Source organism: Burkholderia pulmonis (assembly GCF_984667975.1).
The window spans coordinates 271,616-285,877 of the sequence record NZ_OZ480187.1; the positions used below are offsets into that span (position 1 = coordinate 271,616).

Annotated in this window: 13 protein-coding genes; 7 read left to right on the forward strand and 6 right to left on the reverse strand. The window is 68.1% G+C overall.

Annotated elements, in window-relative coordinates; genetic code table 11:
* Positions 1-31: 31 nt before the first annotated feature.
* The gene (locus AC5LXK_RS18070; protein WP_493392848.1) at positions 32-952 is read right to left on the reverse strand and encodes a LysR family transcriptional regulator; all 921 of its coding nucleotides are present in this window, start codon (positions 950-952) and stop codon (positions 32-34) included.
* A gap of 146 nt (positions 953-1,098) precedes the next feature.
* On the opposite strand from AC5LXK_RS18070, the gene AC5LXK_RS18075 reads away from it, so the two are divergent.
* A complete protein-coding gene (locus AC5LXK_RS18075) occupies positions 1,099-1,872 on the forward strand; it encodes a transporter substrate-binding domain-containing protein (RefSeq protein ID WP_493392849.1) in 774 nt (257 codons plus the stop codon).
* Positions 1,873-1,928: 56 nt separating this feature from the next.
* A complete protein-coding gene (locus AC5LXK_RS18080; RefSeq protein WP_493392850.1) occupies positions 1,929-3,044 on the forward strand; it encodes a succinylglutamate desuccinylase/aspartoacylase family protein in 1,116 nt (371 codons plus the stop codon).
* 249 nt (positions 3,045-3,293) lie between these two features.
* Here AC5LXK_RS18080 and AC5LXK_RS18085 read toward each other — a convergent pair whose 3' ends face one another.
* Positions 3,294-4,289 (reverse strand): LysR family transcriptional regulator, encoded by a 996-nt coding sequence (locus tag AC5LXK_RS18085; RefSeq protein ID WP_493392851.1) that lies wholly within the window; start codon positions 4,287-4,289, stop codon positions 3,294-3,296.
* Between the two features lie 96 nt (positions 4,290-4,385).
* On the opposite strand from AC5LXK_RS18085, the gene AC5LXK_RS18090 reads away from it, so the two are divergent.
* From AC5LXK_RS18090 to AC5LXK_RS18100, 3 genes are all read left to right on the forward strand, one after another.
* Complete coding sequence (locus tag AC5LXK_RS18090; protein ID WP_493385943.1) at positions 4,386-5,366, forward strand: amidohydrolase family protein; 981 nt, start codon at positions 4,386-4,388, stop codon at positions 5,364-5,366.
* A 112-nt stretch (positions 5,367-5,478) separates the two neighbouring features.
* A complete protein-coding gene (locus AC5LXK_RS18095) occupies positions 5,479-6,831 on the forward strand; it encodes an MFS transporter (protein ID WP_493392852.1) in 1,353 nt (450 codons plus the stop codon).
* Between the two features lie 85 nt (positions 6,832-6,916).
* Positions 6,917-8,005 carry a porin gene (locus AC5LXK_RS18100; protein ID WP_493392853.1) on the forward strand — a complete coding sequence of 363 codons (1,089 nt, stop codon included), beginning with the start codon at positions 6,917-6,919 and terminating at the stop codon, positions 8,003-8,005.
* 44 nt (positions 8,006-8,049) lie between these two features.
* Here AC5LXK_RS18100 and AC5LXK_RS18105 read toward each other — a convergent pair whose 3' ends face one another.
* Positions 8,050-8,838 carry an IclR family transcriptional regulator gene (locus tag AC5LXK_RS18105; RefSeq protein ID WP_493392854.1) on the reverse strand — a complete coding sequence of 263 codons (789 nt, stop codon included), beginning with the start codon at positions 8,836-8,838 and terminating at the stop codon, positions 8,050-8,052.
* Between the two features lie 227 nt (positions 8,839-9,065).
* On the opposite strand from AC5LXK_RS18105, the gene pcaF reads away from it, so the two are divergent.
* Positions 9,066-10,268, forward strand: coding sequence for a 3-oxoadipyl-CoA thiolase (gene pcaF, locus AC5LXK_RS18110; RefSeq protein WP_493392855.1), 1,203 nt, complete (start codon positions 9,066-9,068; stop codon positions 10,266-10,268).
* Positions 10,269-10,367: 99 nt separating this feature from the next.
* Here the strand turns inward: pcaF and AC5LXK_RS18115 are convergent, their stop codons facing one another.
* From AC5LXK_RS18115 to AC5LXK_RS18125, 3 genes are all read right to left on the reverse strand, one after another.
* The gene (locus tag AC5LXK_RS18115; RefSeq protein WP_493394099.1) at positions 10,368-10,868 is read right to left on the reverse strand and encodes a 2-thiouracil desulfurase family protein; all 501 of its coding nucleotides are present in this window, start codon (positions 10,866-10,868) and stop codon (positions 10,368-10,370) included.
* Between the two features lie 101 nt (positions 10,869-10,969).
* On the reverse strand, positions 10,970-11,530 hold the full coding sequence (locus tag AC5LXK_RS18120; RefSeq protein WP_493392856.1) for a GNAT family N-acetyltransferase: 561 nt from the start codon (positions 11,528-11,530) through the stop codon (positions 10,970-10,972).
* Positions 11,527-12,384 (reverse strand): class I SAM-dependent methyltransferase, encoded by an 858-nt coding sequence (locus AC5LXK_RS18125; protein ID WP_493392857.1) that lies wholly within the window; start codon positions 12,382-12,384, stop codon positions 11,527-11,529. Before AC5LXK_RS18125 ends, AC5LXK_RS18120 begins: the two co-directional genes overlap by 4 nt.
* Before the next feature lie 310 nt (positions 12,385-12,694).
* On the opposite strand from AC5LXK_RS18125, the gene AC5LXK_RS18130 reads away from it, so the two are divergent.
* Positions 12,695-14,239, forward strand: a complete 1,545-nt coding sequence (locus AC5LXK_RS18130) for a methyl-accepting chemotaxis protein (RefSeq protein WP_493392858.1) — start codon at positions 12,695-12,697, stop codon at positions 14,237-14,239.
* Positions 14,240-14,262: the final 23 nt, after the last annotated feature.

Below are 14,262 nucleotides of genomic sequence, written 5' to 3' on the forward strand. Positions count from 1 at the left end.
CGCGCGGCGGGCGGCGGCGCGCCACGTGCGCTTACCGCCCGCGCACCATCCTCAGGTACGACGCGAGCATCGTCGCGAGTTCCTGCGCGGCCGGCGTCAGCGGCACGGCCGCGCGCTGCAGCAGGCAGATGTCCTGCGATTCGGCCTGCTCGCGCACGGGCACCTTCACGAGCGCGCCGGCGAACGGTCCGTGCCGCGTGATGGCCTCGGTTTCGAGTGCGAGGGAATCGGTCTGCGTGACGATCTGCAGCGTCTCGAACATCCCTTCGACGGTCGCGAGCACCTTCGGCGGCGGCTGGCCGTGCGCGTCGAAGTACGCGAGCAGCCGGTTGACGACCGGGTCGACACTCAGGTTCGGCGAGCGCGTGGACACCCACGCATAGCCGGCCAGCTCGGCGAGCGATTGCGCGTGCATCGCCGGATGCCCGTTGCGGCAGACGACCACCGGCGCCGACGCATGCAGCGGCGTGACCGCGAGATCGGTCGTATCGGTCTGCTTCGCGACCAGCGCGATCGCGAAATCGACCGCGCTTTCGCGCAGCCAGCCGACCATCATCCGCGACGTGCCGGTGCGCAGGTGCACGTCGACCTTGTCGAAGCGCGCGCGGAACGCGGTCAGCACGGGCGCGAACGCGTCGGTCAGCGGCTCGGCCACGAGGCCGAGCGTGACGGTGCCTTCGTACGCGCCGCTCAGTTGCCGGATCTCCCGCTCGACCTGGTCGCATTCGCCGAGGATCGAACCGGAGCGCGCGAGCAGCCGCTGGCCGACGGCCGTCGGCACGATCCCGCGATTGGTGCGCGTGAACAGCGTCGCGCCGAGCGTGGCTTCGAGGCTCTGCAGCTGCTGCGTGACGCCGCTTTGCGCGAGATCGAGCGCGCGTGCGGCGGCGCGCAGGCTGCCGTGCTCGACGACGGCCTGGAAGATGCGGAGCTGGGACAGCGTGAACGCCATGGATGAGCGCGAGGCCGGTGATCGGAAATACCGATCATGATAAGGCAGTCGATGGTTCCGGCGGTGGCCTGTGCCGCCTACGATCGCAGGCAGTCCGGCTCATGCCGTTTGCTCACGCTGGTTTCTCTTCCTGCCCTTCGTCGACCATGAAACGTTTCCTCGTCCCGCTCGTTTCCCTGTGCATTGGCCTGGCAGCCCCCTCCGCGCATGCGCTCGATGCGCACGTGGTGCGCCTCGGCATCGACCCGACCTATCCGCCGATGGATGCGAAAGCACCCGACGGCAGCCTGAAGGGCTTCGACGTCGATCTCGGCAACGAGATCTGCCGCCGCGCGCAGTTGCGCTGCCAGTGGGTCGAGCTCGAATTCTCCGGGATGATCCCCGCGTTGCAGGCGCGCAAGATCGACGCGATCCTGTCGTCGATGGCGATCACCGCGAAGCGCGAGAAGCAGATCCTGTTCTCGGCGAAGCTGTTCCGCTTCAAGTCGCGGCTCGTCGCGCGGCCCGCGAGCGGGCTCGACAGCACGACGGCGTCGCTGGCCGGCAAGCGCGTCGGCGTGCAGTCGGGCACGCAGTTCGAATCGTGGGCGCTCGCGCACTGGGCGCCGGCCGGCGTCAGCGTGGTGCCGTACAAGAGCCAGGACGACGTGTTCGCCGATCTCGTGAACGGCCGCCTCGACGCGGCGCTGCTCGGCACGGTGGAAGCCGACTACGGGTTCCTGCGCCAGCCGCGCGGCAAGGGCTTCGCGTTCGTCGGCGGGCCGCTCGACATGGGCGATCGCGGCGTCGGCATCGGCATGCGGCAGTCCGACACCGCGCTGAAGGCATCGATCGACGGTGCGATCGCGTCGATGCTGAAAGACGGCACGTACGACCGGATCGCGAAGCAGTACTTCGACTTCAACCCGTACGGCGACTGAGCGTCGTACACGTACATTCCGCTCAATTTCCCGTTTTCATCCGTTCGAGACCATCGATGCAGATTCGCACCACGCCGCTCCTGTCGCCGTCGATCGGCACGCAGCGCACGCTGACGAGCTTTCACTTCGGGCCGGCCGATACCGGCCGCAAGATCTACCTGCAGGCCGCGCTGCACGCGGACGAGACGCCGGCAATGCTCGCGGCGTTCGTGCTGAAGCAACGTCTCGCGCAGCTCGATGCCGAAGGCCGGCTCGCGGCCGAGATCGTGCTCGTGCCGGTGTCGAACCCGGTCGGCCTCAATCATCATCTGCTCGGGCAGTTCATCGGCCGCTTCGACCTGGCGAGCGGCCGCAACTTCAATCGCGGCTTCCTGCCGCTCGCGGCGATCGCCGCGCGGGCGCGCGACCGGCTGGGCGACGACGGCGAGCGCAATCTTGCGATCGTGCGCGAATGCGTCGGCGCGGCGCTCGACGAGATCGCGCCGCGCACCGAATTCGATGCGCTGCAGCTTGCGCTGCTGAAGCTGTCGCACGACGCCGACGTCGTGATCGACCTGCATTGCTCGCTCGAAGCGGTGATGCATGTGTACACGAGCGATACCGCGTGGCCGGACATCGAGCCGCTCGCGCGTTATCTCGGCGCGGAAGTGTCGCTGCTCGCCGAGGATTCGGGCGGGCATGCGTTCGACGATGCGCATCACCTGCTGTGGGCGCAATTGCGCGAGCATTTGCCGGAAGGCACGCCGATGGCGGCCGGCACTGTGGCCGTGACGGTGGAATGCCGTGGCCAGCGCGACGTGACGTACGAATATGCGGAACGCGACGCCGAGGCGCTCGTCGACTACCTGGTGTGGCGCGGCGCGGTGCGCGGCGAGCGCACGCCGCTGCCGCCGCTGGCTGCGCCGGCCACGCCGCTCGCGGGCAGCGAGCAGTTCTACGCGCCGGTGAGCGGGATCCTCGTGCACCGCGCGGCGATCGGCGCGACGATCCGCGCCGGCGATCCGCTGTTCGACATCGTCGATCCGCTGACGGATGCGATCACGACGATCTCGAGCGCGACCGACGGCGTGTTCTACATGCGTCGCGCGATCCGCTTCGTGACGGCCGGCGCGCCGCTCGGCCGCGTGACGGGCACGGTGCCGGTGCGAACGGGGATGCTGCTCGGCGCGTGAGCGGTGCGGTGTCCGACGGAGCTGACGCAGTTTCGCTCCCGTCAGATTGACCGCGTTTCCGTGCATCACTAAATTGTGCAGCGCGGAGTGTGCTCCGTGTTCCGTGAGAAGAACGTTGTTGTGGAGTCAGAGCGGTGAGCGGGCGGCCTTGTGCCGCCCGCTTTTTTTATTGTCGAATTGTCGTATCGCCGATACGACAATCGCAGGATTGCCATGCGGGTCTCGCTCGCCGCCGCCACCGCTACTTCATCACGGCACCGCACTCGGCCGATGATCGTGAAACAGGTCGTAGACGAGCGCGCGCAGCCACTGATGCCCTTCGTCGCGCTGAAAGCGTTCGTGCCAGAACTGCGCGATGTCGGCCGGTGCGATGTCGAACGGCAGCGGCACGGCACGCACGTCGTCCCGCGCCGACAGCGCACGCGCCAGCCGGCTCGGGATGCACGCGACGAGATCGCTCGACGACACGATGCGCTCGAGGCCGAACGAATGCGCGAGCTGCAGCGTCACGCGGCGCGCGCTGCCCGCATGCGGCGACAGTGCATCGAGCATCGCCTCGAAGCGCGCATGGCTGCCGGCGGTGGGCGTGTAGATCACATGGTCCGCCGCGAAGAACTGCTCGACGGTCGGCGCGGCGCCGATCGCCGGATGATCGTTGCGCACCAGCGCGACATAGGTTTCGTGGAACAGCCGCTGCTGGTGGAAATCCGCATGCAGCCCGGTGAACATGCCGAGCGCGAGATCGATCTGCCCGAGTTTCATCATCTGCTGCGCGGCGTCGAGCGGCGGGTCCGCCGTGACGATCCGGATGCCGGGCGCGACGCGATGCAGTTGCGCGACGAGCGGCGGAATGAAGATCGCCTGGCCGAGATCGTTCACGTACAGGCGGAACGTGCGCGTCGACGTGGCCGGATCGAACGATCGCCCCGCCTGCAGCGCGCCGCGCAGCGACGCCAGCCCTTCGTCGACGCGGATCGCGATCGCGTCGGCGCGCGGCGTGGGCTGCATGCCGTCGGCCGTCTTCACGAACAGCGCGTCGTCGAACAGCGTACGCAGCCGCTTCAGCGCATTGCTGACGGACGGCTGCGTGAGGTGCAACGATTCGGCCGCGCGCGTGGCGCTGCGCGTGCGGTACAGCACGTCGAACACCAGCAGCAGGTTCAGGTCGATGTTGCGCAGGTCGGGATCGTGGTCCATCGCGTCGGTCGGGTGGCGGACATAGATGCCGTGAATGACGGTATTCAACGCCGCAATTTAACAGGGAGCCGCTGCCCCCCTATGCTGGCTTCGACACGCCGCACCACGGTGGTGCCGGCGGATACCGACATGACAGGAGGCAGCATGCAGGACAAGATCGCGCTCGAGGAGCACTTTGCCACGCCGGACACGATCGGCGATTCCGAACGTTACTTTACCGCCGACATCTGGCCCGCGCGACGCCGGCAGCTGCTCGACCTGCAGGAAGAGCGGATCGAGCGGATGGACGCGTGCGGCATCGGCTACACGATCCTGTCGCTGAACGCGCCGGCCGTGCAGGCGATCGCCGATCCGCGGCGGGCGATCGACGTCGCGCGCCGCGCGAACGACCTGCTGGCCGAACAGGTCGCGCGCCGGCCGGAACGCTTCGGCGCATTCGCGGCGCTGCCGCTGCAGGACCCCGACGCGGCGGCGCGCGAGCTGGATCGCGCGGTGACCGAGCTGGGTTTCAAGGGCGCGCTCGTGAACGGCTTTTCGCAGATCGGCAGCGCCGACAACGCGACCTATTACGACCTGCCGCAGTACTGGCCGTTCTGGGGCGAAGTCGAGCGTCTCGGCGTGCCGTTCTACCTGCATCCGCGCAATCCGCTGCCGAGCCAGCAGCTCGCGTATGAAGGGCATCCGTGGCTGCTCGGGCCGGGCTGGGCGTTCTCGCCGGAAACCGGCGTGCACGCGCTGCGCCTGATCGGCAGCGGGCTGTTCGACGCGTACCCGTCGCTGCAGGTGATTCTCGGCCACCTCGGCGAGCTGGTGCAGAACAACATCTGGCGGACCTCGCACTGGGCGTCGGCGACGGGCAAGAACCCGCTCGGCGTGAAGGCGAAGCGGCCGTTCATCGACTACTTCCGCGAGCACTTCCACGTCACGACGAGCGGCAACTTCCGCACGATCGCGATGCGCAACGCGATCGACGAGATCGGCGGCGATCGCGTGCTGTTCTCGACCGACTATCCGTTCGAGACGATGGAAGAGGCGAGCGCGTGGTTCGATGCCGCGGAGATCGGCGACAACGACCGGCAGAAGATCGGCCGCGACAACGCGAAGCGGCTGTTCCGGCTGGACTGAGCAACCCGGCTTGCCGGCGTGCCGGGCTTGCCCGGTACGGCACATCGATGGGGCGGCGGGATGCACCGGCATCCGGCCGACCGCCCCACTATAAAACGAAGGAGACACCGTCTTGCAACCCGCTCCCGTATTCGACGTGCAGCGCTGGATCGACGCGCTGCCGTTTTCCCGCTTCCAGTTCGCGATCACCGTGCAGTGCTTCGCCGTCGTCGCGCTCGACGGGCTCGATACCGCGCTGATCGGCTTCGTCGTCCCCGCATTGCGCGACAGCTGGCACGTCGGCACGGCCGCCGTTACGCTGCTGCTCGCGTCCGGCCTGGCCGGCCTCGCGATCGGCGCGTTCTTCGCGGGGCCGCTCGGCGACCGGTTCGGGCGCAAGCGCCTGCTCGTCGCATCGGTCCTGCTGTTCGGGCTGTTCAGCTTGCTGTGCGCGGTCGCGCCGGAGATCGTTTCGCTGATCGTGTTCCGGCTCCTGACGGGCGTCGGGCTCGGCGCGGCGATGCCGAACGCGATCGCGATGACGTCCGAATACAGCCCGCGCGCGCGCCGTGCGCTGATCGTCGCGACGATGTTTTGCGGCTTCACGTTCGGCTCCGCGGCGGCGGGGTTCGTCGCCGCACACGTGATTCCGCGCTACGGCTGGCATGCGATGTTCGCGATCGGCGGCGCGCTGCCGATTGCACTCGGGCTGGCGATGCTGGCCGCGCTGCCCGAGTCGATCCGCTTCCTGATCCACCGGAACGCGCCGGCCGCCCGGATCGCGGACGTGCTGCGCCGCCTGTCGCCCGATGCGCCGGACGCCGCGCATCGCTTCATCGCCGACGAGCCGGCGACGGGCGGCGCGGCGCGCTCCCCCGTCGCGCAGTTGCTGTCGCCGCCGCTGCGCTTCGGCACCGTTGCGCTGTGGTGCGCGTTCTGGATGAACCTGCTGGTCGTCTACCTCGTCACGAACTGGTTGCCGAGCCTCTTTCGCGAAGCCGGCTTCGATCTCGCGCAAGCCGCGATCGTCACCGCGATGTTCCAGGCCGGCGGCACGGTCGGCGCAATCGTCCTCGGCCGCGCGATGGGACGCTTCAACGCGCATGCGGTGCTGGTGGCCGCGTATCTCGTCAGCGTGCTGTGCGTGCTGCTCGTCGCGTGGCGTTACGACGACCTGTTCGCGCTGGCCGGCGGCGTGTTCGGCATCGGCTTCGGCGTCGCGGGTGCACAGACCGGCGCCAACGCACTCGCGGCCGACTTCTATCCGACCGGCAGCCGCGTGACGGGCGTCAGCTGGGCGCTTGGCGTCGGCCGGCTGGGCGCGATCGCGGGCTCGTTCGTCGGCGCGCTGGTGCTGGCGAGCGCGATGGGGCTGTCGGGCGTATTCCTGCTGCTGATCGCGCCGATTGCGTGCGCGGCCGTGGCGATCGGCGCGATGGGGCTGCATTACGCACGGGAGGTGGCGTATGCGAAAGCCGTCGAATGAAGCCGGGCGGTGCTTGCGCCAGCCCGGCCCGATCCCCGTGAGGGCGCTCGACGTGCGAGCCTCGGCACGCCGTCGTCGCGCGGCCATGACGTTCGCGATGCTGAACGTCGCGGCCGCCGGCAGCGCGCACGCGCAGAGCACCGTCACGCTGTACGGCAGCCTGGATGCCGGCGTCGCCTACGTGAACAACCGGGCGGGCAGCCCGCAGGCCGTGATGCTGCAGGGCGTGATGCAGCCCGATCGCATCGGGTTCCTCGGCACGGAGGATCTCGGTGCCGGCTGGCGCGCCGTGTTCCGGCTCGAGAACGGCTTCGCGACCAATACGGGCGCGCTGATGCGCAGCGGCACGCTGTTCAACCGGCAGGCGTATGTGGGGCTGTCGTCCGGGCGCGTCGGCACGATCACGCTCGGCCAGCAGACCGCGTTCAACTACGACTGGCTGGCGCCGATGGGGAACGGCTTTCAGTCGGCGAACCTGCTCGCCGCGCATCCGGGCAATCTCGACGAGCTGGTCGAAACGACTTCCGCGCAGCAGAGCAACGTCGTGAAGTATCGATCGCCCGCGTGGTACGGGCTGAAGGTCGGGTTGCTGCTCGGGCTCGGCGGCGTGCCCGGCAATTTTTCGAGCGGGCGGATCGTCGGCGCGGGTGTCGATTACGCGAACGGGCCGTTCGGCGTCGCGGCGGCGTACGTCAACGAGCACGACCGGCCGCTCGGCGCGATGCTCGGAGACACGACCGCGGGCCTCGGGCTGTCGACGTTCCAGGGGCGCCCGGCGTTGTCATACGTGGCGGACAAGGTCGAGAACGCGGGAATCGGCATGCGTTACGACTGGGGCAGCGTGCGGCTGCATGCGCTCTATACGCTGGCGAAGCTCCGCTCCGGTGCCCATGCGGACACGTACCGGACGATCGATGCGGGCGTCGCGTGGCAGGCGACGCCGGCCAATGCGGTATCGGGCGGCGTATCGACGACGACGTTCGTCGGTCGCCGCTACGTGTCGGCCACGCTCGGCGACGTGTTCGCGTTGTCGAAGCGCACCCAGGTTTATCTTCACGCGGTCACGCAGCAGGCGACGGGCGCGGCGGACGCGCGCGCCGCGATCTTCTCGATCGGCGCGTCAGGCTCGCAGCGGCAGGTCGTGATCGTTGCCGGCGTTCATCACCTGTTCTGAACCGTTCCGCCCCGCGCGGCGGAGCAGAGGGTTGCGCGGCGCGTTCAGCCGCGCCGTGCAACCAGCTCCGACACCGTCTGCGCGGCCTGCTGCAGCGGACCGAGAAACTCCTTCACCATCTGCTTCGCGGTGTGCCGCTGCGCGTTGCCGCTGATGTTCATTGCCGCGATGATCTGCCCGCGCCGGTTGCGGATCGGCGCGGACAGCGACATCAGGCCCACTTCGAGCTCCTGGTCGACCACGGCCCAGCCCTGCTGGCGCACCTGCGCGATCGTCGTCTTCAACTCGCCGAGGTCCGTGATCGTGCGCGGCGTATGCGCACGGATGCCGCTCTGCGCGAGCGTTTCGTCGAGCGCCGCGTCGTCGAGCGCGGACAGCAGCACGCGGCCCATCGACGTGCAGTACGCGGGCAGCCGGCTGCCGATCGACAGGTTGATCGTCATGATCTTGCGTGTCGGCACGCGCAGCACGTAGACGATCTCGGTGCGGTCGAGCACGGCCGCCGAGCAGCTTTCGTGGATCTGTGCGGACAACTGCTCCATCACCGGATCGGCGAGATTCCAGAACGGCATCGACGTGAGGTAGGCGAAGCCGAGCTCGAGGATCTTCGGCGTGAGCCGGAACAGCCGGCCGTCGGCCTCGACGTAGCCGAGCGTCTGCAGCGTGAGCAGGATCCGGCGTGCGCCCGCGCGCGTGAGCCCGGTGGCCGACGCGACTTCGGTGAGCGTCTGCTCGGGGCGTGCCGCGTCGAATGCGCGGATCACCGCGAGGCCGCGCGCGAACGACTGCACATAGGAGTCGCCGGGTTTCGTCTGAGTGTCTTCGGTTGTCATGAGCGCCTGGAATGTCGTGCAGCCGAGAAGATAGCGCATGGGGCCCGACACGCCAACCGCCCGGCGGACCGTGCGCTTGACAGGTCGTCCCTGCACTCCCTATGATGCGTTGAACGTTCGATACACGATCTTATGTTCGTATATAGAACATTTAAGCGCATCCCGGCGGGCAATGCAAGGGGCGCGCCCTGTTCATTTCCCAGCCTTTCATGGGACCGGAGACACTGATGACCGAAGCTTTTCTGTGTGATGCGATCCGTACGCCGATCGGGCGTTACGGCGGTGCACTGTCCGGCGTGCGCGCCGACGATCTGGGCGCGGTGCCGCTCAAGGCCCTCGTCGAGCGCAACCGCGACGTCGACTGGACGGCGATCGACGACGTGATCTACGGCTGCGCGAACCAGGCCGGCGAGGACAACCGCAACGTTGCTCGCATGTCGGCGCTGCTCGCGGGCCTGCCGCAGGGCGTGCCCGGTTCGACGATCAACCGCCTGTGCGGTTCCGGGATGGATGCGGTCGGCGTGGCCGCGCGCGCGATCAAGTCTGGCGAAGCCGCGCTGATGGTCGCGGGCGGCGTCGAGAGCATGACGCGTGCGCCGTTCGTGATGGGCAAGGCCGCGAGCGCGTTCGCACGCCAGGCCGACATCTTCGATACGACGATCGGCTGGCGCTTCGTCAATCCGCTGATGAAACAGCTGCACGGCGTCGATTCGATGCCGGAGACGGCCGAGAACGTCGCGGTCGACTACAACATCAGCCGCGCGGATCAGGACCTGTTCGCGCTGCGCAGCCAGCAGAAGGCGGCACGTGCGCAGCAGGACGGCACGCTCGCCGAAGAAATCGTGTCGGTCTCGATTGCCCAGAAGAAGGGCGATCCGGTGGTTGTGTCGCGCGACGAGCATCCGCGTGAAACGTCGCTCGAAGCACTCGCGAAGCTGAAGGGCGTCGTGCGCCCGGACGGCTCGGTGACGGCCGGCAACGCGTCGGGCGTCAACGACGGCGCCGCCGCGCTGCTGCTCGCGAATGAAGAAACCGCGAAGCGCTTCGGCCTGACGCCGCGTGCGCGCGTGCTCGGTATCGCCACCGCCGGCGTCGCGCCGCGCGTGATGGGGATCGGCCCCGCACCGGCCACGCAGAAGCTGCTCGCGCGGCTCGGGATGACGATCGGCCAGTTCGACGTGATCGAGCTGAACGAAGCGTTCGCGTCGCAGGGCCTCGCGGTGCTGCGCATGCTCGGCGTTGCCGACGACGATCCTCGCGTGAACCCGAACGGCGGCGCGATCGCGCTCGGCCATCCGCTCGGCGCATCGGGCGCGCGTCTCGTGACGACCGCGATGTACCAGCTGCATCGCACGAACGGCCGCTTTGCGCTGTGCACGATGTGCATCGGCGTCGGCCAGGGCATCGCGATCGCGATCGAACGCGTCTGATCGAGGTGACGCGGTGAAGCGGCCGGACACGCGCGGCTTCACCGCTGTTCCGCTTCGCAACGACGGGCGGCACGAGGAGGCTCGTGCCGCCCGTCGTCGTTAACCGGCCTGCGGCAGCTGCCTGAGGCGCGCGTCGAGCACGTCGATCTCGGTGTCCGCGAACACCTCGATGCCATGCTCGCGCAGCAACGCCGCCGTGACCCCGGCGCCCGCATGCCGCCGGTTCGCGAAACTCCCGTCGTAAATGAACGTGCTGCCGCACGACGGACTGCCGTCGGCGAGGATTGCGAAGCGGCAATCGTGCGCCTGCGCGACGGCCAATGCGGCGTGCGCGCCGGAAACGAACGGCGCCGTCACGTCGGTGCCGTTCACGTCGACGATGCGTGCCGAGCCCGACAGCACCTGCTGACCCGATTCGCCGCCGGCGATCTCGGCAGGCGGGCGCGGCACGCTGAAGCCGCCGGCGAGTTCCGGGCAGACGGGCACGAGACGCCCTTCGCGCTGCCACCGCTCGAGCGCCTCGTGCGCGGCGGTCTTCGCCGAGCCGTTGTAACGGACCGGATGGCCGACCACGCACATGCTGACGAGAATCTTCGGCATGGCTTGCGGCTGCGGGTCGTTCTTCAATGTCGTGCTCCGTGACGGCGGATGGCGGCTGCGGCAGAGCGGGAAATTCTACGCTTCATCCGCGTGCCGGGCCGTCAGGCCGTCGACCCTTCCAGATGAATGTCCTCGGGCTCGAGTGCATAAAGCTCGGGGTCGGGTGCCTTGCTGACCGTGAAGCCGAGGCGCAGGTAGAAGTCGATCGTGCGCTGCGACGGCGTGGCCGACACGTACAGCCGTTGGGCGCCCATCGCGTGCGCTTGCGCCAGGGCTGCACGGTAGAGCTGTTCGCCGAGTCCGCAGCCGCGCCAGTCGTGACTCACGTGCAGGAACTTCAGCTGCAGCATGTCGCGTTGCGGACCGAGCGGCCGGCTGTCGACGACGACCGCCGCGACGAGCCGCGCGCCGTCGAACAGGCCGAGAAACCAGCCGCCGCGATCGTGGCAGTCGAGCAGGATCGGCGTGTAGTGATCGGCTTCGCCGTCGGGCCAGCCGGCCACGTCGTAGAACTCGGGCACGAGGTGCAGCGCACCGTCGCGCAGCACGTACAGGTGCTCGATGATCTCGCGCCGGTCGATGGTCCAGACGAGCGGCACGTCGTCGCGTGCGAGGAGGCGGGCGGCCAGTGCGTCGCGTTCGGCGGCGGTGCGGCGCGTCATGCGGCCACCCGGTGCGCGGCGATCGCGTACATCAGCGGCAGGCGCGGCATCCCGTCGGGCGGCACCATCCGGTGGCCGTCCAGCTCACGCATGCCGTCGAAGCCCTTCCAGCCGTTCGCATACGGATATTCGGTCAGCCGGTCGATCGCGAGCCCCGCGGACACGAGCGCATTCACCACGTCGCCGATGCCCCACATGAACTCGTAGCTCGGGTGCGGATTCGCGAAATCGACGACACCCGGATGGTCGTGCTGCGCGCCGAGCCCCGTGCCGGATGCGGCGACGTAATCGCCGATGCCGGCCGGTTCCTCGGTCGCGTCGCGCTTGAAATAGTCGTAGTGCGGTGTCCAGTGTTCGTCGAAATACAGCGCGAACGGATGAAATTCGACCATCGCGAAGCGGCCGCCCGGTGCGAGCAGCGCGGCGATCCCGCACGCCCATGCGGTGAGATCCGACAGCCAGCAGATCGCGCCGTACGACGTGAACACGCGATCGAAGCGCTCGCCGCGCGCGGCGGCTTCGGGCATCCAGTCGAGCACGTCGGCCCGCTCGAAACGCGCGGGCAGGCCCGCATCGGCCGACAGTTGCCGTGCGAAGCCGATCGCTTCGTCGGAGATGTCGACACCGGTTGCATCCGCGCCGTCACGCACGAGGCTCAACGTATCTTGCCCCGCGTTGCATTGCAGGTGCAGGAGCCGCAGGCCCGCGAGATCGCCGAGCAGTTCGCGTTCTTCGGGAAACAATGTCGAGCCGCCATTGCGGAAAAAAGCAGCCTGATCGCCTTTATGGCTGTTATGCGCGACCGTCGCCGTATTCCAGGACAGCCGATTCAGTTCGTGCAATGCCTTTTTCATTGAATTCGAATTCCGGTGGAATGGAGCAGGATAGGCCAATCGTTTCGCCGTGCGCAACGGATAACGCCATCGTCAAGCCATGCAGCGCTTTGTGACAGGCAGATAAACGTGCGCGACGATTATCGCCGGATTATTTGACCGAAATCATGGCAATGGCCCGATTGCATATTTTATGTGCGACAGGATTAAGGTTTTCCGACGAATTGCCGACAGTAAGGACGAGACCGTCGTAAAGCGATCAACCGTTTTTCGGCTACTGAGCGTGATTTGAACACGGCGCGGACAACAGATCCGCCTTTCGGAGCCTTGCATGCGCAATAACCAGCCCGTTACCCAACAGGAATTTGATTTCCCCGACGACGTCACACTGATGTCGACGACCGATGCAGACAGCACCATTACCTACGCGAACACGACGTTCGCGCAGGTGAGCGGCTTCTCGAACGAGGAACTCGTCGGCCAGCCGCACAATGCCGTGCGCCACCCGGACATGCCGCGCGAGGCGTTCGCCGACATGTGGGCGACGCTCAGGCGCGGCGAGCCTTGGACCGCGCTCGTGAAGAACCGCCGCAAGAACGGCGACCACTACTGGGTGCGCGCGAACGCGATTCCGGTGATGCGCAACGGCGAGCCGCAGGGCTACATGTCGGTGCGCACGAAGGCGCCGAGCGACGAGACCGAAGCCGCGGACGCGCTGTATCGCGCGTTTCGCGAAGGCAAGGCCGGCCAGCGCCGGTTCCACAAGGGGCTCGTGATCCGCACCGGGCTGCTGCGCATCGCGTCGCTGCCGCAGACGATGTCGGTGCGCGCACGCGTGCATTCGGCGCTGTGCGTGCTGGCTCCGGTGGTCGTCGGTGCGGGCTGGGCATGCGGGCTGTCCGGTGCCGGGCTCGCGGCGTTCGCCGGTGCGACGGTCGGCGTGGCGGCGGCGGCCGGCTGGTGGCTTGACGCACAGATCGTGCAGCCGTTGAAGCGGCTGCACGAGCAGGCGCTGAACGTCGCGACCGGCGAAAGCCGGCGCGGCGTGCGGATGAACCGCGTCGACGAGATCGGCATGACGCTGCGCACGATCAACCAGCTCGGGCTGATGTTCCGCTGGCTCGTCGACGACGTCAGCGAACAGGTGCACAACGTGCAGCGCGCGAGCAACGAGATCGCGCAGGGCAACAACGACCTCAGCGCGCGCACCGAGCAGGCCGCGTCGAGCGTGCAGGAGACGGCCGCGTCGATGGCCGAGATGACGGCGACCGTGTCGAGCAATGCGGAGACGGCGCTGCAGGCGAATCAGCTGTCGGTGTCCGCGAGCGACGCGGCCGAGCGCGGCGGGCAGGTGGTCAGCGAGGTCGTCACGACGATGAGCGACATCACCGACAGCTCGCGCAGGATCGCCGACATCATCGGCGTGATCGACGGTATCGCATTCCAGACCAACATTCTTGCGCTGAACGCGGCGGTCGAAGCGGCGCGTGCGGGCGAGCAGGGTCGCGGTTTCGCGGTGGTTGCGGGCGAAGTGCGTGCGCTCGCGCAGCGCAGCGCGAATGCGGCGAAGGAGATCAAGACGCTGATCGGCGCGAGCGTCGAGCGGGTCGAGTCGGGGGCGCGACGCGTGGACGAGGCGGGCAGGACGATGGAGGACATCGTCACGCAGGTGAAACGCGTGTCGGACCTGATCGCGGAGATCAGCTCGTCGACGGCCGAGCAGAGCACGGGTGTCGCGCAGGTGGATCAGGCGGTCGTGCACCTGGACAACATCACGCAGCAGAACGCGGCGCTCGTCGAGCAGAGCACGGCGGCGTCGGAGAGCCTGAAGCAGCAGGCGACGCGGCTGGTGGATGCGGTGAACGTGTTTCGGTGAGCGCGGGGAGGCGCGAGATGACG